This window comes from Extensimonas soli (assembly GCF_029211265.1).
In the GTDB taxonomy this organism is placed as follows: domain Bacteria; phylum Pseudomonadota; class Gammaproteobacteria; order Burkholderiales; family Burkholderiaceae_C; genus Extensimonas; species Extensimonas soli.
This window is the reverse complement of record NZ_JARGEL010000032.1, coordinates 35,694-57,855: the sequence shown is the minus strand read 5'-3', so window position 1 is coordinate 57,855 and position 22,162 is coordinate 35,694. Positions and strand designations below refer to the sequence as shown.

Annotated in this window: 18 protein-coding genes and 1 pseudogene; 7 read left to right on the top strand and 12 right to left on the bottom strand. The window is 65.8% G+C overall.

Translation table 11 applies throughout. The features are described 5' to 3' along the window. Positions 1–6 precede the first annotated feature (6 nt). The 6 genes from PYV55_RS15300 to PYV55_RS15275 all read right to left on the bottom strand — a co-directional run bounded on the left by PYV55_RS15300 (position 7) and on the right by PYV55_RS15275 (position 8,578). On the bottom strand, positions 7–1,476 hold the full coding sequence (locus tag PYV55_RS15300; RefSeq protein WP_275852945.1) for a class I SAM-dependent DNA methyltransferase: 1,470 nt from the start codon (positions 1,474–1,476) through the stop codon (positions 7–9). A 193-nt stretch (positions 1,477–1,669) separates the two neighbouring features. Next, complete coding sequence (locus PYV55_RS15295; RefSeq protein ID WP_275852943.1) at positions 1,670–2,773, bottom strand: Fic family protein; 1,104 nt, start codon at positions 2,771–2,773, stop codon at positions 1,670–1,672. After that, positions 2,770–4,293, bottom strand: a complete 1,524-nt coding sequence (locus PYV55_RS15290; protein ID WP_275852941.1) for a restriction endonuclease subunit S — start codon at positions 4,291–4,293, stop codon at positions 2,770–2,772. The genes PYV55_RS15295 and PYV55_RS15290 overlap by 4 nt, the downstream gene beginning before the upstream one ends. Continuing rightward, the gene (locus tag PYV55_RS15285; protein ID WP_275852939.1) at positions 4,290–7,106 is read right to left on the bottom strand and encodes a type I restriction endonuclease subunit R; all 2,817 of its coding nucleotides are present in this window, start codon (positions 7,104–7,106) and stop codon (positions 4,290–4,292) included. Before PYV55_RS15285 ends, PYV55_RS15290 begins: the two co-directional genes overlap by 4 nt. Positions 7,107–7,169: 63 nt before the next feature. Then, entirely contained in the window at positions 7,170–8,261 is a 1,092-nt protein-coding gene (locus tag PYV55_RS15280; RefSeq protein ID WP_275852936.1) for a hypothetical protein, read from the bottom strand. Further along, positions 8,258–8,578: a metal-sulfur cluster assembly factor gene (locus tag PYV55_RS15275; protein ID WP_275852934.1), complete on the bottom strand. Its 321-nt coding sequence runs from the start codon at positions 8,576–8,578 to the stop codon at positions 8,258–8,260. The genes PYV55_RS15280 and PYV55_RS15275 overlap by 4 nt, the downstream gene beginning before the upstream one ends. Before the next feature lie 108 nt (positions 8,579–8,686). Between PYV55_RS15275 and PYV55_RS15270 the strand changes: the two genes are divergently transcribed. From PYV55_RS15270 to PYV55_RS15245, 6 genes and pseudogenes are all read left to right on the top strand, one after another. Next, positions 8,687–9,121 (top strand): c-type cytochrome, encoded by a 435-nt coding sequence (locus tag PYV55_RS15270; RefSeq protein WP_275852932.1) that lies wholly within the window; start codon positions 8,687–8,689, stop codon positions 9,119–9,121. Between the two features lie 33 nt (positions 9,122–9,154). Further along, positions 9,155–10,603, top strand: coding sequence for a cbb3-type cytochrome c oxidase subunit I (locus PYV55_RS15265; RefSeq protein ID WP_275852929.1), 1,449 nt, complete (start codon positions 9,155–9,157; stop codon positions 10,601–10,603). A gap of 45 nt (positions 10,604–10,648) precedes the next feature. Beyond that, positions 10,649–11,461: a CbbQ/NirQ/NorQ/GpvN family protein gene (locus PYV55_RS15260; RefSeq protein WP_275852926.1), complete on the top strand. Its 813-nt coding sequence runs from the start codon at positions 10,649–10,651 to the stop codon at positions 11,459–11,461. A gap of 35 nt (positions 11,462–11,496) precedes the next feature. After that, the gene (locus PYV55_RS15255; RefSeq protein WP_275852924.1) at positions 11,497–12,459 is read left to right on the top strand and encodes a 4Fe-4S binding protein; all 963 of its coding nucleotides are present in this window, start codon (positions 11,497–11,499) and stop codon (positions 12,457–12,459) included. A 1-nt stretch (position 12,460) separates the two neighbouring features. Next, positions 12,461–14,281 (top strand): nitric oxide reductase activation protein NorD, encoded by a 1,821-nt coding sequence (locus PYV55_RS15250; RefSeq protein ID WP_275852922.1) that lies wholly within the window; start codon positions 12,461–12,463, stop codon positions 14,279–14,281. Between the two features lie 170 nt (positions 14,282–14,451). Beyond that, positions 14,452–15,204, top strand: a pseudogene (locus PYV55_RS15245) (Crp/Fnr family transcriptional regulator). On the opposite strand, the gene PYV55_RS15240 reads toward PYV55_RS15245, so the two are convergent. The 6 genes from PYV55_RS15240 to PYV55_RS15215 all read right to left on the bottom strand — a co-directional run bounded on the left by PYV55_RS15240 (position 15,205) and on the right by PYV55_RS15215 (position 20,492). Continuing rightward, positions 15,205–15,855, bottom strand: coding sequence for a Maf family protein (locus PYV55_RS15240; protein ID WP_275852920.1), 651 nt, complete (start codon positions 15,853–15,855; stop codon positions 15,205–15,207). 114 nt (positions 15,856–15,969) lie between these two features. Then, a complete protein-coding gene (gene rlmH, locus PYV55_RS15235) occupies positions 15,970–16,437 on the bottom strand; it encodes a 23S rRNA (pseudouridine(1915)-N(3))-methyltransferase RlmH (RefSeq protein ID WP_275852918.1) in 468 nt (155 codons plus the stop codon). A 17-nt stretch (positions 16,438–16,454) separates the two neighbouring features. Then, positions 16,455–17,273, bottom strand: coding sequence for a ribosome silencing factor (rsfS, locus tag PYV55_RS15230; RefSeq protein WP_275852917.1), 819 nt, complete (start codon positions 17,271–17,273; stop codon positions 16,455–16,457). Between the two features lie 161 nt (positions 17,274–17,434). Beyond that, the gene (hemF, locus tag PYV55_RS15225) at positions 17,435–18,472 is read right to left on the bottom strand and encodes an oxygen-dependent coproporphyrinogen oxidase (RefSeq protein WP_144733337.1); all 1,038 of its coding nucleotides are present in this window, start codon (positions 18,470–18,472) and stop codon (positions 17,435–17,437) included. Then, positions 18,469–19,770 (bottom strand): phosphoribosylamine--glycine ligase, encoded by a 1,302-nt coding sequence (gene purD / locus PYV55_RS15220; RefSeq protein ID WP_275852914.1) that lies wholly within the window; start codon positions 19,768–19,770, stop codon positions 18,469–18,471. The genes hemF and purD overlap by 4 nt, the downstream gene beginning before the upstream one ends. 2 nt (positions 19,771–19,772) lie before the next feature. Beyond that, on the bottom strand, positions 19,773–20,492 hold the full coding sequence (locus PYV55_RS15215; protein ID WP_275852912.1) for a YebC/PmpR family DNA-binding transcriptional regulator: 720 nt from the start codon (positions 20,490–20,492) through the stop codon (positions 19,773–19,775). An 87-nt stretch (positions 20,493–20,579) separates the two neighbouring features. Here PYV55_RS15215 and PYV55_RS15210 point away from each other — a divergent pair, with 87 nt between their 5' ends. Continuing rightward, positions 20,580–22,151: a helicase HerA-like domain-containing protein gene (locus PYV55_RS15210; RefSeq protein ID WP_275852910.1), complete on the top strand. Its 1,572-nt coding sequence runs from the start codon at positions 20,580–20,582 to the stop codon at positions 22,149–22,151. The last annotated feature ends 11 nt before the right edge of the window (positions 22,152–22,162 follow it).

Genomic DNA, 22,162 nt, shown 5'->3' with positions numbered 1-22,162 from the left:
GCGCCCTCAAGCCCTTGCCCCGCGCGGCAGCGCTGCCGCCACGTCCCGAAACGCCGCCAGCGCCGCTTCCATGTGCTCGATGATCTCCTGCTGCAGCACATCAGGCGGCGGCAGATCCTCCAGCTTGTCCAGGCTGTCGTCCTTGAGCCAGAACACGTCCAGGCTGGCCTTGTCTCGCGCCACCAGTTCCTCGTAGCTGAAAAACCTGAAGCGCTCGGTTGCGATGCGCACGTGGCGGTTTTCGGGGTTGTAGCAGTGGATGAAGTCCTGCAAATCGTCCAGCTTGAGGGGGCGCGTCTTCAGCGTGAAATGTTTGTTCGTGCGCAGGTCATAAAACCAGATTCCTCGGGTGTGAACCTGCCCGTCTTTCGGCCTGGCGTCGAAGAAGACCACGTTCGCCTTCACCCCTTGCGCATAAAAAATCCCCGTCGGCAGCCGCAAGATGGTGTGCACGTCGCAGTTTTCGAGCAGCTTGCGGCGGATCTTCTCGCCGGCGCCGCCTTCAAACAGCACGTTGTCGGGCAAGACCACCGCCGCCTTGCCGCCCACCTTCAGCATGCCGACGATGTGCTGCAAAAAGTTGAGCTGCTTGTTCGACGTGGTTTCCCAGAAGTCCTGCCGCTCGTAGGTCAGCGCCTCCCTGTCTTCCTCGCCCTCTTCGTTGGTGATGGTCATGCTGCTCTTCTTGCCGAAGGGCGGGTTGGCCAGCACGTAATCCACCTTGCGCCGGGGTTCGACAATCAGGGCGTCAGAACGCTCCACGGCGGGCTCGCCGTCCAGCTCGCCGATGTTGTGCAAAAACAGGTTCATCAGGCACAGGCGGCGGGTGTTCGGCACGATCTCGTTGCCGTGGAAGGTCTGGTTGCGCAGGAATTCCTTCTGGCGCTTGTCCAGTTGGGCGCCGGGGCGCGTCAGCCAGTGGTAGGCGCCCAGAAAGAAGCCCCCCGTGCCGCAGGCCGGGTCCGCAATGGTCTTCATCGGCTCGGGCCGCACGCAGGCCACCATCGCCTCGATCAGCGCGCGCGGCGTGAAATACTGGCCCGCGCCGCTCTTGGTGTCTTCGGCGTTTTTCTGCAGCAAGCCTTCGTACAGATCGCCCTTGGTGTCCGCATCCAGGCTGATCCAGCTTTCGGCGTCGATCATCTGCACCAGCCGGCTGAGCTTGGCCGGGTCCTGAATCTTGTTCTGCGCCTTGAAGAAAATGGCCCCCAGCATGCCGGGCTCCTGCCCCAGCCGGTGCAGCGTGGCCAGGTAATGCGCTTCCAGCGGCTCGCCCGTCCTGCTGCGCAGGCTCGCCCAGTCGTAGCCAGCCGGCACGTGCGTATCGCGGTTGTAGGGCTCTTGGGCGTACTCGTGCGCGAGCTTGAGGAACAGCAGGTAGGTCAACTGCTCCAGATAGTCGCCATAGCCCACGCCGTCGTCGCGCAGGGTGTGGCAAAAGTTCCAGACCTTCTGGACGAGGGCGGAGGTATTCATCAGACGTCCATCAAATAAAACAAAACAGATCGCACTCCCTGCTTGATCGCACGACCACGGATGACCGTCCTCGCTGATCGGAAGGTCGTTTCAGCCAGCAAATTTGCGTCTGGCACACCACGTGCGAGAGATTTTGAGTCCGGTTTTTTTGCATATTCCGTCCACAATTTGGTTTGTGTGTAGCCGATCGGACTCAAAGAACCTTGCGGCCTTCGGCGCAGTTGAGCAGCTCCCGGAAGGCCAATACCGCAGAACGGCGACCGCTGCTCTCGCGCAACACCTGCAAAATGCCAGCCTCCCGCAGACTGCGCAAGAAGGGCAAGGCCGACTGTTTGGGGATGCCCGAGCGCTGCACAAAGTCGCCGGACTGGAAAATCGGTCGATCAAACAAGGCATCGAGAACCGCAATGGCGTGCTGCGAGCGGGTCAGCTCGGCGATGCGGCGCTTCATGTCCTCATAAAGCGCCATCATGGCGCGCACCCTCTCGGTGTTGGCCAGCGCCTGCTGTGCCACCGCGTCCAGAAAAAACCCAATCCACCCCGTCCAGTCGCCCTCGCGGCTGATGGCCTGAAGGCGGGCGTAATACACCTCGCGGTGCCCTTCCAGATAGTCCGACAGGTAAAACATCGGGCTGCCCAACGCGCGTTTTTGAAACAGAAACAGCGGAATCAGCAGCCGCCCGATGCGGCCATTGCCGTCCTTGAATGGGTGAATCAGTTCAAACTGCGCGTGCGCGACCGCGCACTGCAACAGCACGTCCACGTCCGCGCCCGCCACATAGGCTTCCCAGGCCTGCAAATGATCCAGCAATTGCAGTGGCGAGGGCGGCACAAAGCTGGCCTGCTCCATCGTGCTGCCAGCGCCGCCAATCCAGTTTTGCTCGCGCCGAAATTCGCCGGGCGCCTTGTTGGCGCCGCGCACGCTGTCCATCAACACACTATGCATCTGCCTGATCAGGCCAAGACTGAGGGGCTCCTCGTCAAGCACCGCCGCAGCCAGCGTCAGGGTTTTGCGGTAATTGACGACTTCCTGAATATCCTTGGTTTTTTCGGCATCGAAATCCATGCCGGCTTCAAACTCCAACACCTCATCCACCGTGGCCTGCGTACCCTCGATTTTTGACGACAACACCGCTTCGCGCTGAGTCAGTGGCGACAGCATCACGGCCGGGTTCACCACGCTTTGCAACAAACCGTCGTAACGCGCCAAGGCCGCATTGGCCGGGCCGATTTTTGGCAGCAAACGCCCCAGATCAAGGTTCGTCAGCGGTAGGGCATCCGGTACATAGGGGTTCATGAACGACGCTCCCTCGGCTTGCCCCCGCGCGGTGTTTTCATGGCCGCTTGCGCCGCCCGCCCGGCGCGGATGCGTGCAAGCAGCACGGCGGCGGGCTCGTCGTTCAGGTCTTGCGGCACCAGTTGGCCGGCGAACGCGGCGCGCAGGATGTTTTGGCGCTGGGCGACGGATTGTTGGAGGGCGTGGTCTATGGTCTGCTCTTGGCTGGATAAAGCAGTCATCGCAGTTTCAATACTCCCGAGAAGCTCTTGTTGCTCATCTTTGGGCGGTAGAGGAAACGGTAAGCTCCGACATACCTCCAGCGTCAAATTGGTCTGCCCTGCCGTGGTTTTGGACCGAGACTTGAGCCACTTTTGAGCCACTGGGGAGAGCAAATAGCGACAAATGAACGATGGCAGTACGCCCTCAACCGAACGGAATATTGCGATCGCCTGATTGATATTCCATTCAGCAAAAGTTGGTGGCACTACAGCAACCTGCCCAAGAGGTGGGCCAACGATGTTCATCAACACGTCGTTAGGATAGACCGCAGATCGAGCCAGGAAACCCCGATGCGTCTCCACAGAAACAAAGACTTCATCAGACAGATCAAGCTCGCCACGATTGGTGAGATTCGTAACCCGCAAAAATGGAATTGTTTTCTGCCCCCTTGGGTCTAGCTCTTTCGGCGGTGTCGTGCCCTTTGTAATGAAATCGCAAATTTGCTCCCCGCTCGCCCACACCCACCCCTGCGGCAATTCCGGCAAACCGATGGTATCTGGCTGCACCGGTTCGGGGTATTTGTTTTGCCAGCCCTTGGGCGGGGTTTTGCCTTGTTCGGCAAACCTGGCAAGCTGCCTGGCTTCCCAGCGGGCGCGGCGCTCGGTAAGGATGCGCTGCAGCAATTGCGCCCCGGTTTCCGATGGCGTGTTTTTCGCCCGCCACTCAGCGGTAAGCACGCCTTCCACTGCGGCTTTGAGCAGCGACTGGCGGTATTGCGCCAGTTTTTTCTGCGCAGCCTTGAGTTCAGCCACACCGGCATCGAGGTCGGACAGCAGTTCTTCGAGTTTAGCGGCGATGCGGGATTGCTGCGCTGGTGTTTCGAAGACGAAGGTGAACGCTGCAATGTCCTTCGGTCGCACTGCAGGATACAGCGCGCCCTGCACGAGGGCTGACATTTCGTCCACAAAGCGTTGTGATTGGACCAGGCGAAGCAAAAATTCCGGGCGCAGCCAACGGGACCGGAGAACATGAAAGCCTGTGGAGCCGATTGCGCCATCAAGCTGCTCGGGGACGAGTGCGACTGCGTTCAGATTGGGACGCGTCATTGAAACCAGCACGTCACCGGCGCGAAGAAGCTGCTTGGCTCGACTCGGAGCCTGCGACAGCGTCAATGGCTTGGCTTCGGTGATTTTTTTGCTTTCACGGTCGATACTGCTGATGTCGACATAAACGAAATCGCTCGTTGGCCCAGTCTGCTCTACAGGCTCATCTGCTAATTCCCCAAGGGCAGCAAGGAAGCGTTGATTTAATTCACTCACGCCACCAACTCCATATTCATTTCATTCATCAAGGTATCCAGTTCCTTACCAAACAGGCCCCAGACTTTTTGCAGGCCGCCCTTGTCGGCCAGTTCCGCATAATCAAAATCTTCGCGGCTGATGCTGCAGCTGCTGGCGATGTGGTCTTTCATGAGGCGCAGCCATTCGGTCTGCTCGGGCGTGAAGGCGGTGCCGCGCTGCGCGTTGTGGCGGAATATCCGGGCCTGAAAGCGCTTGTCCACTTCGTCGGCAAAGGGCCGCAGTTCGCCCTCCAGCCCCAGCGCAAAGCGCACCAGCGACACCAGGTCGGTGAGCTGGCGCTTGCGGTCTGTGCCTTTGACCTTGCTGGCCTGCACGCGGGCGTAGGCGCTCCACAGGCGCTCGGTGGTGAGCATCAGCGGCGGCTTGCTCAGGTGCTGGTGCAGGTCTTCGACCATGTCGAAGGTGAGCGCGCGGCGCTGGTAGGGCTGCTGGTAAAAGAAGTCGAGCGCGGCGATTTCGTCCTTGTGCTGCCGGAGGTAGTCGGCAAAAGTTTGGGTCACTGCCTGGGCCTGCGCCTGGGCCTGCTCTGAGAAGCCGCTGTGCGTGACCTGGTCGAGGTTGATGTGGTCGATGAGCTGTTCGCGCTCGCGGCGGGCGTTTTCGATTTCGTCGCGCAGTTCCGGTTTGTCAAAGGGCGCGCAGGCAGCGGCCACGCGCTCGGCGCGGGCGGCTTCGATTTCTTCGGGCAGCAGGGTGTCTTCGCTGCGCGTGATGCCTTGGGCCCTGGCGGTGGCCAGCGCGGCTTGCACGATGGCGTCGGGGTCGAGTGCAACGATCAGGGCTTTGCCCAGATCGGCCACCGGGATGCCGCCACTGGCTTTGGCGATGCGGGCCTGCGCTTTGGCGTCCAGCTGCTTGGCCAGCCGCACCAGCCGGTTGGCCAGGCTGAGCACGGTGTCTTCGTCGCGGCTGCCCATGGCCACGCCTTGCAGCAGGTCTTTCAGCGGCACGCCGGGTTTCTTTTCCAGCGGACGGCTTTCGGTCTTGAGGCTTTTTTCCACGCCCACGGCGTCGATGAGCACGAAGCGGGTTTTGGCGCCGTCGGCGCTGTTGCTGACGCGCCTCAGGCTGTCGCCATCCAGGCTGCGCACGCCGCGCCCTTTCATCTGCTCGTAGTAGCCCTTGCTGCGCACGTCGCGCATGAACAGCAGCACCTCCAGGGGCTTTACGTCGGTGCCGGTGGCGATCATGTCCACGGTGACGGCGATGCGCGGGTGGTAGTCGTTGCGAAAGCTGCTGAGGATGCTGTCGGCGTCTTCTTCGGCACGGTAGGTGACCTTTTTGCAAAAGGCGTTGCCCTGCCCGTAAACCTCGCGCACGATCTGGATGATGTCGTCGGCGTGGCTGTCGGTTTTGGCAAAAATCAGGGTCTTGGGCGTCTCGGTGCGGGTGGGGAAGATTTCTGTTTCCACCGCGGTTTTCATGGCCTGGATCACCTGGCGGATCTGGCTCGGGTTCACGACGGAGCGGTCCAGCTCCTTGCCGGTGTAGGGGGTGTCTTCCTCAGTTTCTGCCCAGCGTTTCTTGCGCGTGGCGCGTTCGCGGTGGTCCACCCATTCCTTGGCCTTGAGTTCGGCGCCCTTTTGGGTGATTTCGGTTTCGATTTCGTACACGTCGTAGCCGACGTTGACGCCATCGGCCACGGATTGCTCATAGGTGTATTCGGCAACGATGTTTTCGTTGAAAAAGCCAAAAGTGCGTTTGTCGGGCGTGGCGGTAAGGCCTATCAGGAAGGCGTCGAAATAGTCGAGCACCTGCTTCCACAGGTTGTAGATGCTGCGGTGGCACTCGTCGATGACGATGAAGTCGAAGGTTTCCACCGGCACGGCGGGGTTGTAGCGGACGAGCTTTTCCTGCCTGGCGGTCTGCTGCACCTCATTCAGCGACACGTCTTCGGCCGACTCGTCGATCGGCTCGCCACTCAGGATGGAATACATGCGCTGGATGGTGCTGATGCACACCTGCGCGTGCGGGTCTATGCTGGGCGAGGCCAGCCGCTGCACGTTGTAGAGCTCGGTGAACTTGCGGGCATCGTCCGGCGGCGTGTAGGCCATGAACTCCTGCTGGGCCTGCTTGCCAAGGTTGCGCGTATCGACCAGAAACAGGACGCGCCGGGCGCCACCAAACTTGAGCAGGCGATACACCGCCGTGATGGCGGTGAAGGTTTTGCCCGCACCGGTGGCCATGTGCACGAGGGCACGGGGCTTGTTCTGCGCGAGCGACTGTTCCAGCCCCGTGACGGCGCTGATCTGGCAGCTGCGCAGGTTTTGCTCTGGCAGCGCGGGCATGTGCTCTGCCAGGCGGCGGCGCAGGGTGTTGGGCTGCGCGAGCCAGGCTGCCAGCGTTTCGGACCTGAAGAAGTGGAAGATTTCGCGCGAACGCGGCGCCGGGTCGGCGTTGTCGGTAAAGCGGATGATCTGGCCCGTGGCCTCGAACAGGAAGCGCAGGGGCGTGTTGTCTTTGCGCCACTTGAGGTTGGCAGTGGCGTAGCGCGCGGTCTGGCTTTCGACCACCGTGATGTTTTCGCCCGCGTTGTCTTTCTTGGCCTCGATCACCCCCACCGCATTGCGGTGGACGAACAGCACGTAATCCGCCGGGCCGGTGTCGGTGGGGTATTCGCGCACGGCAACGCCGACTCCGGCAGACAAGTCGAGCTGCTTCACGTCCTGCACCACCCAGCCGGCGGACACGAGTTTGTCGTCGATGCGTTGGCGCGCTTTTTCTTCGGGTTTCATGGCAAAAGCAGCCCCGCCCACGGGCGCTGTACCCATGGTCAGTGCGAAGCGTCGTTGATTCGTGCGCAGTATGCCTGCAACACGCCGACGACTCGGGCACTACCGCCCGCGCCGCACCGCGCGCACCATCACCACACCGAACAGCACCAAGGCCAGCGCATGGCCGGCACCGGCCAGCGCCAGCCCGGCCGGCCAGCCGCCGATCGAGGCCAGCACCCGCAGCAGCACGCTTGCGCCGAGCACGCCCAGCGGCAGCAGCGCCCAGCGCGTGGGTGCGGGGCGCCAGCCGGCCAGCGCGGGCAGCATGATGGGCGCGTGGCCGAAGACCATGGCCAACACAAAGCCCAGCCAGAGCACGTGCCAGGCAACCGCCTGCCCCGCCAGGCCCAGCGCGGCGGCCAGCGCGAGCCAGCCGTAGCCCACTAGCAGGCAGATCGCCGTGTGCCCGGCCCAGCCGCGTGCGCGCCATTGGCGCGTCGCCACATCGAAGCGCAGCAGCCAGACGGCCAACAGCGCCGTGGCCACCCACCAGACCGTGTCCGCCAGGCCCAGCCCGAGCAACGCCAGCAACACCGCCACTGCCGCACCGGCCCAGACCAGCAAAAAGGCCTGTGCAGCCCAGGGCGGCAGCTTGACCAGGCGCGTCAGTTCGCGCCGCTCGCCTGCGATGGTCAGCACGAGAAAGGCGCCCCAGCCTGTGCGCGCTGCGTCGGGGTGGGCGGCGGCAAAGACGACAAAGGCGGCGTTTGCAAGCACCAGTGCCACCGTGCCCGAGGCCTCCACGGCCAGCGGCAGGGACAACGCGCGGTGCGCTCCGGCCCAGACGTAAAGCCACACCAACCCCAGCGCCGAGGCGACCCACAGGGTACTGGCCGCGGCCCAGAGGCCACCGCCCCAGCCCAGCCAGCCGCCCAGCGCCGCGAGCACGGGCACCCAGAGGCCGCGCCGCAGCGCGACCGCGCGTTCGAGCGCGATCAGCGCGCCGAAGAAACCCGCCACCATCAGCGCGCCGTGTGCGCCCGTGGCGTGTGCACCCGTGGGTCCGAGCGCCTGCACCGGCAGCGCACCCACGCGCACCAGGCCGCCGACCAGGGCACCCAGCAGGTTAAGCACGGCCATCAGCGCCACCGCGCCCACGGCCCAGCGCGGCAGCGGGGGCGGCTCGGTGCGGCGGCTGCGTGCGGCGCTCACCATCCGAAGCGCTCGCGCAGCGCGGGCGACAGGCGCTCGGGCGACCATTCCGTGTCCCAGTCCATGCGCACGTCCACCTCGGTGCCGGGCGGGCAGGCGCGCTGCACGGCGGCCAGGGCGTCTTCGAGCATCACGTCCGCCATCGGGCAGGTCGCACTCGTGGGGATCAGGTGCACGCGCACGCAGCCGCCGTCCAGCTCGACGCGGCCGACCACGCCCAGGTCCACCAGGTTTTCCCCCATTTCGGGGTCGTCCACGCTGGCCAGCGCAGCCATCACGGCGGCATGCAGCCCGCCTGCTTCATCTTGCTTGTTCATGGCCTCCACTGTGCGGGGCCTGTCGTCGTTGTTCCTTGAACTGGTTCAAGGACGATACCCGAGCAAAAAAGGAGGATTCGTTCCATCAACCAGTGACGGAGGCCTTCCATGAGCCAAGCGCAAAGCGGGTTTACCAAACAGACCGCCCGCAATATGTTTTACGGTGGCAGCGTGTTTTTCGCGCTGCTGTTCGCGGCCATCGTGTTCGACAGCGAACGCCGCATTCCCGAGCGCTCGCACGCGCAGGCGATCACCCCTGCGGTGGTCGCGGGCAAAAAAGTCTGGGAGACGCGCAACTGCATAGGCTGCCACACGCTGCTGGGCGAGGGCGCCTATTTCGCGCCCGAGCTGGGCAATGTGTACAAGCGCCGCGGGGGCGACTTCATCAAGGCCTGGATCAAGGCGCAGCCCACGGGCGCGCCGCACCGCCGCCAGATGCCGCAATTCAACCTGACCGAGCAGCAGCTCGATGACCTGGTCGAGTTCCTCAAGTGGACCGGCGAGGTCAACAACGAACAGTGGCCGCCCAACATCGAAGGCTGACCGAAGGCTCATCCGAGCAACAGGAGCAACACCATGAACATCCCCACCCTCAAATACCAGAGCCAGTCGGTCTCCAAGCCCTATTTCATCGCCGCCATGGCGCTGTTTGCCGGGCAGATTTTGTTTGGCATCACGCTGGGCCTGCAGTACGTCATCGGCGACCTGTTCTTTCCCTACATCCCGTTCAACGTGGCCCGCATGGTGCACACCAACCTGCTGATCGTGTGGCTGCTGTTCGGCTTCATGGGGTCGGCCTACTACCTGGTGCCCGAAGAGGCCGAAACCGAGCTGCATTCACCGCTGCTGGCCAAGGTGCTGTTCTGGGTCTTCCTGGTGGCGGGGGCGCTGACCATCGTCGGCTACCTGACGGTGCCCTACGCCCGGCTTGCCGAGCTCACGGGCAACGAGCTGCTGCAGACCATGGGGCGCGAGTTCCTGGAGCAGCCGCTGCCGACCAAAGTGGGCATCGTGGTGGTGGCCTTGGGCTTTCTATTCAACATCAGCATGACGGTGCTCAAGGGTCGCAAGACGGCTATCAGCCTGGTGCTGCTCATGGGCCTGTGGGGCCTGGCGCTGATGTTCCTGTTCAGCTTCGTCAACCCGCACAACCTGGTGCGCGACAAGATGTACTGGTGGTTCGTCGTCCACCTGTGGGTGGAGGGCGTGTGGGAGCTGATCCTCGGTGCGCTGCTGGCCTATGTGCTGGTCAAGACCACCGGCGTGGACCGCGAAGTGATCGACAAGTGGCTGTACGTGATCATCGCCTTTGCGCTGATGACGGGCATCCTCGGCACCGGCCACCACTTTTACTTCATCGGCCTGCCCGGCTACTGGCACTGGATCGGCTCGATCTTCTCGGCCATGGAACCGATTCCGTTCTTCATGATGACGGTGTTCGCCTTCAACATGGTGCAGCGCCGCCGCCGTGAGCACCCGAACCAGGCCGCCGTGCTGTGGGCCGTGGGCACCTCGGTGCTGGGCTTTCTGGGCGCCGGACTCTGGGGCTTCATCCACACGCTCAGTGCCGTCAACTACTACACGCACGGCTCGCAGATCACCGCGGCCCACGGCCATCTGGCCTTCTATGGCGCCTATGTGCTCGTCGTGATCACGCTGATCAGCTACGCCATGCCCACGCTGCGCGGCCGCATCGCCAACAGCCAGAAGGCGCAGTCTGCCGAAATGTGGAGCTTCTGGATCATGACCATAGGCATGGCCGTGATGGTGCTGGCCCTGACCGGCGCCGGCATCCTGCAGGTCTGGCTGCAGCGCATTCCCACCCAGGGCGCGATGAGCTTCATGAACACGCAGGACCAGCTCGCCTTTTTCTACTGGATCCGCATCGGCGGCGGCGTGACCTTCCTGCTCGGTCAGCTGCTCTACTTTGCCAGCTTCTTCATCGGCGGCGAGCCGGTGCGCGTGGACAACGCCGCCGGCAGTGGCGGCAGCATGCTCGGTGCGCGCCCAGCGCAACGTGCCTGATGCGCCCGATGCACCTGCAGCATCCGATGCAGCAAGGAATCTGCCATGGATCACAGTGAACAGCCGCACCTCATGGACGCGCCGTTTTATGTCGAGCAGGCGGGCGAGGTTGCGCTCTTCGAGCATGCCTTCCGCCAGCGCCTGCCGGTGCTGATCAAGGGGCCCACGGGTTGCGGCAAGACGCGCTTCGTCGAGCACATGGCTGCGCGCCTGGGCCGCCCGCTCATCACCGTGAGCTGCCACGACGACCTGAGCGCGGCCGACCTGGTCGGCCGGCACCTGATCAGTGCGCAGGGCACGGTGTGGGCCGACGGGCCGCTGGCGCGCGCGGTGCGCAGCGGCGCGATCTGCTACCTCGACGAGGTGGTCGAGGCGCGCAAGGACACCACCGTGGTGCTGCACCCACTGGCCGACGACCGCCGCGTGCTGCCCATAGAGCGCACCGGCGAGCAGCTGGCTGCGCCACCGGGCTTCATGCTGGTGGTCAGCTACAACCCCGGCTACCAGAACCTGCTCAAAAGCCTCAAGCCCAGCACGCGCCAGCGCTTCATTGCGCTGAGTTTCGACTACCCGGCGCCCGAGGTGGAGCGCCGCATCGTCGCGGCCGAGGCGGGTGTCGATCCCGCCGCGGCAGCGCAGCTGGTCCAGCTGGCCCAGTCGCTGCGCCGCCTGACCGACCACGACCTCGAAGAGACCGCAAGCACGCGCCTGCTCGTAATGGCGGGCCGGCTCGTGGCCAGCGGCCTGCCGCTGTACGCGGCCTGCCGCGCGGCCATCGTGGACGCGCTGACCGACGACCTGGAGACCGCCGCCGCGCTCGACGACGTGGTGCAGGCGGTGCTGGGCAACGCTGCTTGACACTTCCCCGCGGCGGCAGCACTGCCCTCCTCCTCATGCCAGCGCTGCAACGCCGCCGCCTTTTGTTCCAGCTGGGCTTCTTCGCCCTGTTTCTGCTGGCCCCTGCGCTGAACCTGCTGCGCTTTGACGTGCACGAGACGCAGCTGTGGTTCCTCGGCCAGCGCTGGAGCCTGGGTATCGACGCCTTCAAGGCCGGTCAGATCAGCGCCAACCAGGCGGCAGTGCAGATTGTGCTGCGCGCCTTCGTGCCGGTGATCGCGCTGGTCGCCGCCTTTCTCGCCGTGGCCTGGCGCTACGGGCGCCTTTACTGTGGCTGGCTGTGCCCGCACTTCACGCTGGTGGAAACGCTCAACGCCACGCTGCAGCGCGCCTGCGGCAAGCTCAGCCTGTGGGACAAGCACCGCACCCCGCGCGCGGGCGTGCAGCCCGCGGCACGCTGGTGGCCGGTGTTCTTCGGCCTGTGCCTGGTGTTTGGCTTTCTCTGGGCCGTCACGCTGCTTTCCTACCTGCTGCCGCCGTCCGAGGTCTGGAGTGGTTTGCGCACGGGCAAGCTGGCGCCCAACCCCACGCGCTTTCTGGTCGCCGCCACGGTGGTGTTCACGCTCGAGTTCGCCTTTGCGCGCCATCTGTTTTGCCGCTTCGGTTGCGCGGTCGGCCTGTTTCAGAGTCTGGCCTGGATGGCCAACCCCAAGGGCATGGTGGTCGCGTTCGACCGCGACCATGCGCGCGCCTGCCGCAGCTGCAGCACCGCGGCATTTCCGCAAGGGTCGGCCTGCGACAACGGCTGCCCCATGCGGCTGCACCCGCGCAACATCAAACGCATGATGTTTTCCTGCGTGCAATGCGGCCAGTGCCTCGATGCGTGCTCGCAAACTTGCAGCAATCAGGGACACGAGCCCCTGCTCGAATGGAAGATAGGCGCAGACGCCGTGCGCGAAACGCTGCGCCAGCGCAAGGCCGAAAAAGAGGCCGCCGCCCTGCGCGAAGGAGAGTCCTGAGATGGAAGAGTGGGTAGGCAAACAGTGGGACCGCTTCATCCGCCGCGCCGCGCAACGGCAACACGAAAACGCCGCGGTGGAACTGGGCGAGGTGCAGCGCAGCATCACGCTGATGTTCCGCGCGGCGGGCGGCGCCGCCGCCGTGCGCGTGGCGCCGGCTGGCGCGCGCAAGGTGGGCGGCGCGCGCCACTGGCTCGAGCGCGTGGCGGGCACCGGCACGCACGCGGCCACCGGTCGGCTCGAACCCGAGGTGCTGTCGCTGCCGCCGCGCATCGCGGTGCATGCGGACGCCGCGCTGAACCGCGCGCTCTACCTCTGGCTGGCGGCGCTGGCCGCGCACATCGCGCCCACGGGCGACTGGATCGCCGACAACCGGCGCGCCACGCAGCGCGCGCTGGCCACCTTTCCGGGCCTGGCCGGGCGCTACCGGCAGCTGCTGGCCGCGGAATGCGCGCTGCGCCCTGATCCCTCGGGCCTGCGCGGCCGCGCGGCCGAGGCCGAACACATGGTGCGGCGTGCGCTGAAGGACCGAGAAAGCGACACCGCCGCCGACGTGCGCCCCGAAGAAGTGGCGCCGGTCTGGCTCTGGCTGGACACCGCCGCCGCCACGGTGGCACCAGCGGCGTGCAGACCCGACCCCGCAGGGGCCCACGCCGAGCGCCCCGCCAGCAAGCAAGACCCGCGCCGCCGCCGCGCCCAGGCCGTGGCCGACGAACGCGACAAGGCGCCCTTGCTGATGTTTTTCCGTGCTGAATCCATCTTCTCGTGGGGCGAATTCGTCAAGGTCAACCGCGCGAGCGACGATGACGACGACGGCAACGCCCTGGCCGCGGCAAACGACATGGACCTGCTCGCCATCGCGCCCGACGGCCAGACCACCGCTTCGCGCGTGAAGTTCGACCTGGACCTGCCCAGCGCCGCGGCCGATGACCGGCCACTGGGCCCCGGCATCCGCCTGCCCGAATGGGACTGGCGGCGCGGCCAGCTGATCGCCGAGCACTGCGCGCTGCAGACTCTGGTGCCCGTCGATCCGGCACCCTTTTGCCCCCCGCCCGCGCTGCGCGTGACGGCCCGGCGCGTGCGCCGGCGCATGGAGGTGCTGCGCGGCGGCATGGGGCACCTGCACGCCCAGCCCGAGGGCGAAGAGCTGGACCTTGACGCTTGGGTGCGGCACCGCGTCGACGCTGCGGCCGCGCCGCACAGCGCAACGCCGGCGGTGTTCAGCCGGCGCGTGCGCAGCGAGCGCAGCCTGGCGACGCTGCTGCTGGCCGACCTGTCGCTTTCCACCGACGCCTACGCCACGCAAAACGCGCGCGTGATCGACGTGATCCGCGACGCGCTGTACGTGTTCGGCGAGGCGCTGTCTGCCAGCGGCGACCCGTTCGAGATGCTGGGCTTCTCGTCAGTGCGGCGGCAGAACGTGCGCATCCACCAGCTCAAAAGCTTTGACGAGGCCTGGAACGCGCGCACGCGCGACCGCGTCGGGGCCATCAAACCCGGCTACTACACCCGCATGGGCGCGGCCATCCGCCACGCCACAGTGCAGCTGGCCGCGCGCCCCGAGCGCCTACGCCTGCTGCTGCTGACCGACGGCAAGCCCAACGACCTGGACCAGTACGAAGGCCGCTATGGCCTCGAAGACACGCGCCACGCCGTGCACGCCGCGCGCACGGCCGGGCTGACGCCGTTTTGCGTCACCATAGACGCGCAGGCACACGACTACCTGCCCTACCTGTTCGGCTCTGCCGGCTACGCACTGGTACACCGCCCGCAAGACCTGGTGCGCCGCCTGGCCGCTGCTTATGCTGCGCTGACACGCTGACACGCTGACGCGGCACTTCCCTGCTCCAGCGCTTGCAGCAGACAGCGCCACGGCAAACGGGCACGCGCCCGTGGGGATGTCATGCGATTGCTACATGCGGGATACAGAATTTCTGCAGAAATCAAAGAGTCATTCATAATTCCACTTTAAGTACCCACCCAAGCCAGTCCATGGACATCCAGCAATTCGACATCCCGCGCTATCTTGCGGCCCTGCCCTTGTTCCAGGAAATGACCCCTGCCGAACTGCAGCGACTGGCTGCGGGCTGTCGCCTGCGGCGCTATGCACGCGGCGATGACGTGTTTCGCGTGGGCACCCCCTGCAAGGAGTTCCACGTCACCGTCATGGGGCAGGTCAAGCTGTTCGCCATCTCTTCCGCCGGGCAGGAGAAGGTCATAGAGCTCGTGGGCCCCGGCATGAGCTTCGCCGAGGCGCTGATGTTCACCGACAAGCCCTAAATCATCAACGCCCAGGCCCTGGCCGACACCTTGCTGCTGAGCGTGGGCAAGGCCGCCGTGGTGCAGGAGATCGAGAGCGACCCGCGCTTTGCCATGCGCATGCTGGCGGGCATCTCGCGCCGCCTGCACGGCCTGGTGCACGACGTGCAGACCTATGCACTGCACAACGGCATGCAGCGCGTGATCGGCTACCTGCTGCGCTCGCTGCCAGAGAATGCCGAAGACGCCGCAGCGCTGGCCCTCGCCAGCGCCGGCCGTGCGGCGCCGTGCCTCACCGCGCGCAAAGAGGCCGTGGCGCTGCAGGTGTCGTTGCCGGTGAGCAAGGCCACCATCGCCTCGCTCCTGTCGATCACGCCCGAGTATTTCTCGCGCGTGCTGCACGAACTGGAAGCCGCCGGGCTGATCCGCATCGACAAGCGCGAGATCCACATCCCTGACGTCGAACGGCTTGCGAACTACCAGTGATCAGTGGTCGCGCAGCACGCCCACGGCGCGCAGCAACCGCGCCGTCTCATACAGCGGCAGCCCCATGATGCCGCTGTAGCTGCCGTTCAGGTTCTCCACGTATTGGGCGATGGACCCCTGGATGCCATAGGCCCCGGCCTTGCCCAGCGGTTCGCCGCTGGCCACGTAGGCGGTGATCTGCGCCGGCGTCATGGCGGCAAAACGCACGCGCGAGACCGACAGCGCCGCAAGGCGCCGGGGCCCGGCCTGCAGCGCCACGGCCGTGAGCACGCGGTGCACCCTGCCCGAGAGCGCGGCGAGCATGCGCGCGGCCTCGGCTGCGTCGGCGGGCTTGCCAAAGATGCTGCGCCCGAGCGCGACAGTGGTGTCGGCGCACAGAATCGGCGCTGCGGGCAGGCCGCGGCGCGCATGCCGCGCCACGGCGGCGTCGAGCTTGAGCGCCGTCACGCGCTGCACGTAGCGGGCGGGCGCCTCGCCGGGACGCACGGCTTCGAGCGCTTCGGCGTCTTCGACGAGGTCATCAGCCACCTGCCCGACGGTGTCGTCAGCGCCCGCGGTTTGGGGCAGCAGCAGTGCATGGCGCACGCCGATCTGGCTGAGCAACTGGCTGCGGCGCGGGCTTTGCGAGGCAAGGTAGATGAAGGCGGACATGGCTGCCAAATTATGAAAGAAATATGCCATTTGCGCTTGCGCTGCCAGCGCGAGCAGATACAAACTCCATAGCAATCTGCGGTGGCGCGGCCACCCCCATCATGCCCGAGCACGTCAGGCCCGGTGGTACGGATGGCCCGCGTTGATGGACCAGGCGCGATAGAGCTGCTCGATCAACAGCACGCGCACCAAAGCGTGCGGCAGCGTCAGGTCGGACAGCCGCAGGCTCTCGTGCGCCGCGGCGCGCAGTGCCGGGTCCAGCCCGTCGGGCCCGCCGATCAAGAGCGCCACGTCGTCGCCCGCTTGCTGCCAGCTGCGCAGCCGCTCGGCCAGCGCCGGCGTGGTGAGGCGCGCGCCGCGCTCGTCGAGCACCACCACATGCGCACTACGCGGCAGCGCGGCTTCGATGCGTGCGCGCTCGGCGGCTTGCAGAGTTTGCAGGCTTTTGCTGCCGCGCGGCTCGGTCTTGACGGTCTTGAGCTCGACCTTGAGCTCGGGCGGAAAGCGCTTGGCATAGTCCTCGTAAGCCGTCTGCGCCCAGTCGGGCACCCGCTGGCCCACGGCCACGATCAGCAGCTTCATGGCCTGCGTGCGTCAGCTCAGCGGGAAGCTGGGGCTTTTTTGGCCGCCGTTTTTGCGGCCGCCTTCTTGCGCGCGGGCGGCGCAACGACGATGGTCTGCACGGGTGCCTTGGCGGAAGTTTTGCGCGGGGTTTTGGCCGGCGCCTTGGCGAGCTTTTGCGCAGCCTTCTTCACGGCTGTTTTTGCGGCCGTCTTTGCAGCCGTTTTCGGGGCGGCTTGGGCTGCCGATTTGACTGCGGTTTTGGTAGCTGTCCGCGCTGACGCTTTCTTGGCTACAGGCTCTTTGGCCGTAGATTTTTTCACGGCCGGGACAGCAGTGCCAGCCTCCTCGACGGCTGCCTTGCTGCGCTTGGCCGGCTTCTTTGCCGCAGTTTCATCCTCGGGCGCTGCGGCCTGGGCAGGCTTGGCGGTTTTCTTTGCGGCCTTGGCGGACTTTGCGGGTTTGACGGGCTTGGTGGCACCGAGCTTCAGGCGCACGGGCGTCTCGCCCCAGAGGTCTTCGAGCCGGTAATACTGGCGGATCGCGGGCTGCATGATGTGCGCCACGGCAGCGCCGCAATCGACGATGATCCACTCGCCGTTGTCCTCGCCCTCGACGCGCGGCTTGTCGAAGCCCGCCGCGCGCACCGCGTCGCGCACGCTCGCGGCCAGCGCCTTGGTCTGGCGGTTCGAGGTGCCCGAGGCCACGATCACGCGCTCGAACAGCGGCGAGAGTTCCGCCGTGTTGAAGACTTGTATGTCCTGCGCCTTGACATCCTCCAGGCCATCGACGATGGCGCGCTGGAGCTTGGTGATGTTCTTTTTGGCGGCAGATTCCGAAAGGGTATTGGTGCTCATCAGAAGGGTGTGGGCAAAGGAAATGGACGAAATATTAAGCCGCAAGCCGCATGCCAGCCATAGGCGAGTTCCCTACATCGACGTGCGGGCGCCACGGTGGCGGCTCGGAAATTTCATGTGTTTTTGGCCTTTTGTGCAGGTGCAGCAAGCGCGAGCAGCTCTCATTTTTTGAGCATCGCCGTACTGCCAGCGGCGCCCGCTTCGGCAAGCCAGTCGCGCCGCTGCAAAAAGTCGCGCACGAGCGCCGCTTCGGGCGTGTCGGGGCCGTCTTCACGTTGGTACGACCAGGCCACGAGCGGCGGCATCGAGAGCAGGATGGACTCGGTGCGCCCGCCCGACTGCAGGCCGAAGTGCGTGCCGCGGTCCCACACGAGATTGAATTCGACGTAGCGCCCGCGCCGGTAGAGCTGGAACGCGCGCTCGCGCTCGCCCCAGGGCGTGTGGCGGCGGCGCTGCACGATGGGCAGGTAGGCGCCCAGGAACGCATCGCCCACGGACTGCAGCAGGGCCAGGCTTTGCGCAAAGCCGAGCTCGGCAAAGTCGTCGAAAAAAATACCACCCACGCCGCGCTGCTCGCCGCGGTGGCGCAGGTAAAAATATTCGTCGCACCACTGCTTGAAGCGCGGGTACTTGTCGGCACCAAAGGGCTGCAGCGCGTCGCGGCAGCAGCGGTGGAAATGCTGGACGTCTTCGAGAAAGCCGTAGTACGGCGTCAAGTCCATGCCGCCGCCGAACCAGCAGTGCGCGGGCGCGCCGGGGCCTTGGTCGGGTGGACGGGCGGCGATCATGCGCACGTTCATGTGCACCGTGGGCACGTAGGGGTTGCGCGGGTGGAACACCAGCGACACGCCCATGGCCTCGAACGGCGCGCCCGCGAGCTCGGGCCGGTGCTGCGTGGCCGAGGGCGGCAGGCGCGGCCCGCGCACATGCGAAAACCCGCAACCCGCGCGCTCGAACACCTGCCCGCCTTCGATGATGCGCGTGATGCCGTCGCCCTGGAGCAGCTCGCCGGGCGCTTTGCTCCAAGGATCGATAAGGCTCTTGGCGCCCGTCTGTCCTGCGCAAGCAGCTTCTGCTTCGATAGCATCGAGCGCGTCCATGATGCGCGCCTGCAAGCCCAGCAGATAGGCGCGCACCTGGGGGACTTGGTCGGCCTGGGCGATGGAGAGGGCCTGCGCAGCCGTTTGCTGCGCGCTCATTTCAGCGCCCGGTGGCCGATGTCGCGCCGGTACTGCGCGCCGTCGAAGTGGATGCGCTGCACGATCTCGTAGGCGCGCTGCTGGGCCAGGCGCAGGCTGTCGCCAAGCGCGGTGACGCACAGCACGCGCCCGCCGCTGGTGCGCAGCACGCCGTCCACCAATTCGGTGCCCGCATGGAACACCATGGCGTCGTCGTCCAGCGCGGCATCGGGCGGCAGGCTGGTGATCGCGTCGCCCTTGCGCGGCTGCTCGGGGTAGCCGTGCGCGGCCATGACCACGCCCAGCGCCGTGCGCCGGTCCCACTGCAGCTCGATCTGGTCGAGCTTGCCGTCGATGGCGGCGCCGAGCACGTCGACCAGGTCGCTTTTGAGGCGCATCATGATGGGCTGCGTTTCGGGGTCGCCCATGCGGCAGTTGAATTCGAGCGTCTTGGGCCGACCCTGCGCGTCGATCATCAAACCGGCGTACAGAAAGCCCGTGTAAGGGATGCCGTCCTTGGCCATGCCGCGCACGGTGGGCAGGATGATTTCGCGCATCGCGCGCGCGTGCACGTCGGCGGTGACGACCGGCGCCGGCGAATACGCGCCCATGCCGCCGGTGTTGGGTCCCTGGTCGCCGTCGAGCAGGCGTTTGTGGTCCTGGCTGGTGGCAAGCGCAAGCACGTTTTTGCCATCGCACAGCACGATGAAGCTCGCCTCCTCGCCGGGCAAAAATTCTTCGATCACCACGCGCGGCTGCGCTTTGCCCTCGGCGTCCGCGTTGTGCTGCACGCCGTATTTGTTGTCGATCAGCATGTAATCGACCGCGGCGTGCGCCTCGGCAAGCGTCTGCGCCACGACCACGCCCTTGCCCGCCGCCAGGCCATCGGCCTTGACGACGATGGGCGCGCCGAGCCGTTCGATGAAGGCGTGCGCAGGTGCAGGCTCGGTGAAGGTGTCGTAGTCGGCCGTGGGGATGCCGTGGCGGCGCATGAAGGCTTTGGAAAAAGCCTTGGAGCTCTCGAGCTGCGCCGCAGCGCGCGTGGGGCCGAAGATGCGCAAGCCATGCGCGCGAAATTCATCGACCACGCCCGCCGCGAGCGGTGCCTCGGGGCCGACCACGGTGAGGCCGATTTTGTGCTCCTGCGCCCAGGCGCGCAGCGCCTGCACGTCGGTGATGGGCAGGTTTTCGAACTGGCCAGCCAGCGCCGTGCCGCCGTTGCCCGGCGCGACGTAGATCTTGCCGGCCTTGGGCGACTGGCGCAGCTTCCAGGCCAGTGCGTGCTCGCGGCCACCGCCGCCGATGACGAGAATGTCCATGGTTAAAGCGCCGCGTTGTGATAGACCGCCTGCACGTCGTCGAGGTCTTCGAGCGCGTCGAGGAGCTTTTGCATGCGCGCGGCGTCGTCGCCCGAGAGCTCCACGGTGTTTTCGGGGCGCATGGTGACCTCGGCCACTTCGGGCGTGAGCCCGGGGGCTTCGAGCGCGGCCTTCACGGCCTCGAAGTCGGCGGGCGCGGTGAGCACTTCGATGGTGCCCTCCTCGTCGCTGATGACGTCTTCGGCGCCGGCTTCGAGCGCTACTTCCATGACCTTGTCCTCGCTCGTGCCGGGCGGGAAGATGAGCTGCCCGCAGTGCTTGAACTGGAACGCCACCGAGCCTTCGGTGCCCAGGTTGCCGCCGTATTTGCTGAAGGCGTGGCGCACCTCGGCCACGGTGCGCACGCGGTTGTCCGTCATGGTGTCCACGATCACGGCCGCGCCGCCAATGCCATAGCCCTCGTAGCGGATTTCCTCGTAGTTCACACCCTCGGCGTTGCCCGTGGCCTTGTCGATGTTGTATTTGACGCGGTCCGAAGGCATGTTTGCCGCCCTGGCCTTGTCCACCGCCAGGCGCAGGCGCGGATTGGCCGCCAAGTCGCCCCCGCCGGCGCGCGCGGCCACGGTGATCTCGCGGATGATGCGCGTCCAGATGCGCCCGCGCTTTTCATCCTGCCGCCCCTTGCGGTGCTGGATGTTCGCCCATTTGCTGTGTCCTGCCATGGGATGTCCTTTTGATCCTGTTTTAATCTTGCCGGATTTTACTTTTGCCCTTCAACGCCCCTTCAACCTCTTCAATCGCCATACGCCATGACTGAACCTCTGTTGATCGCGCGCAATGCCCACACCCGCTGCGAGCTGCTGCCGCAGATGGCCAACCGCCACGGCCTCATCACCGGCGCCACGGGCACAGGCAAGACGGTAACGCTGCAGACCTTTGCGGAAAATTTTTCGCGCATCGGCGTGCCGGTGTTCCTCACCGACGTCAAGGGCGACCTCAGCGGCATCAGCCAGCCGGGCAGCATGGGCGACAAGCTCGCCGCCACGCTCGCCGAGCGCGGCCTGCCTGCGCCGACACCGCAAGCCTGCCCCGTGACGCTGTGGGACGTGTTCGGCGTCCAAGGCCACCCTGTGCGCGCCACCATTTCCGACCTGGGGCCGCTGCTGCTGGGGCGCATGCTGGACTTGAATGACACGCAAATGGGCGTGCTGAACCTGGTGTTCAAGCTCGCGGACGACAACGGCCTGCTGCTGCTTGACCTCAAAGACCTGCGCGCCGTGCTGCAGTACGCCGCCGACAACGCGCGCACGCTCACTACCAGCTACGGCAACATCAGCGCCGCGAGCGTGGGCGCAATCCAGCGCGGTCTGCTACAGATCGAGCAGCAAGGCGGCGACCAGTTCTTCGGCGAGCCCATGCTCGACATTGCCGACCTGCTGCAAACCGTGGCTGGCCGTGGCGTGGTCAACATCCTGGCGGCCGACCAGCTCATGCACGCGCCGCGCCTGTATGCGAGCTTTCTGCTGTGGCTGCTGTCGGAGTTGTTCGAGCAGCTGCCCGAAATCGGCGACCCCGAAAAGCCCAAGCTCGTGTTCTTCTTCGACGAGGCGCATTTGCTTTTCGACCAAGCGCCCAAGGTGCTGCTCGAACGCATCGAGCTGGTCGTACGCCTGGTGCGCTCCAAGGGCGTGGGCGTGTATTTCGTCACGCAAAACCCACTCGACATCCCCGACAGCGTGCTCGCGCAGCTGGGCAACCGCGTGCAGCACGCGCTGCGCGCCTTCACCCCGCGCGACCAGAAGGCCGTGCAGGCCGCAGCCAGCACCATGCGCCCCAACCCGGGGCTGGACATAGAACGTGCGATCACCGAGCTCGCCGTGGGCGAGGCGCTCGTGAGCCTGCTCGACGCGCAAGGCCGCCCCGGCGTGACCGAACGCGCCTTCGTGCTGCCGCCGGGCAGCCAGATCGGCCCGATCACGCCGCAGCAGCGCGCGGCGCTGCGCGCGCAATCGCTGGTCGCAGGCGTCTATGAAAAAACCGTGGATCGCGCATCGGCCTACGAAAAGCTCCAGGGCCGCGCTGTATCGGCGTCCGGGGCTTCCGCAGCGCCGGGCACATCCGGCGCATCCGCTCCCGGCGGCGCAGCCCCCGGCGGTCTCGAAGCCGGCGCAACCGATGCCGGCAGCGGCGCGAGCGCCATGTCCAGCGTGCTCGGCGGCCTGGGCGAGGTGCTGTTCGGCAGCACCGGCCCGCGCGGCGGCCAGCGCGACGGCCTGGCACAGACGCTGGCCAAGTCCGCCGTGCGCACCATGGGCTCGGCACTGGGCCGCGAGCTGCTGCGCGGCGTGATGGGCACGCTCGTGGGCGGCAAGCGGCGCTGACGCGGCAGGCC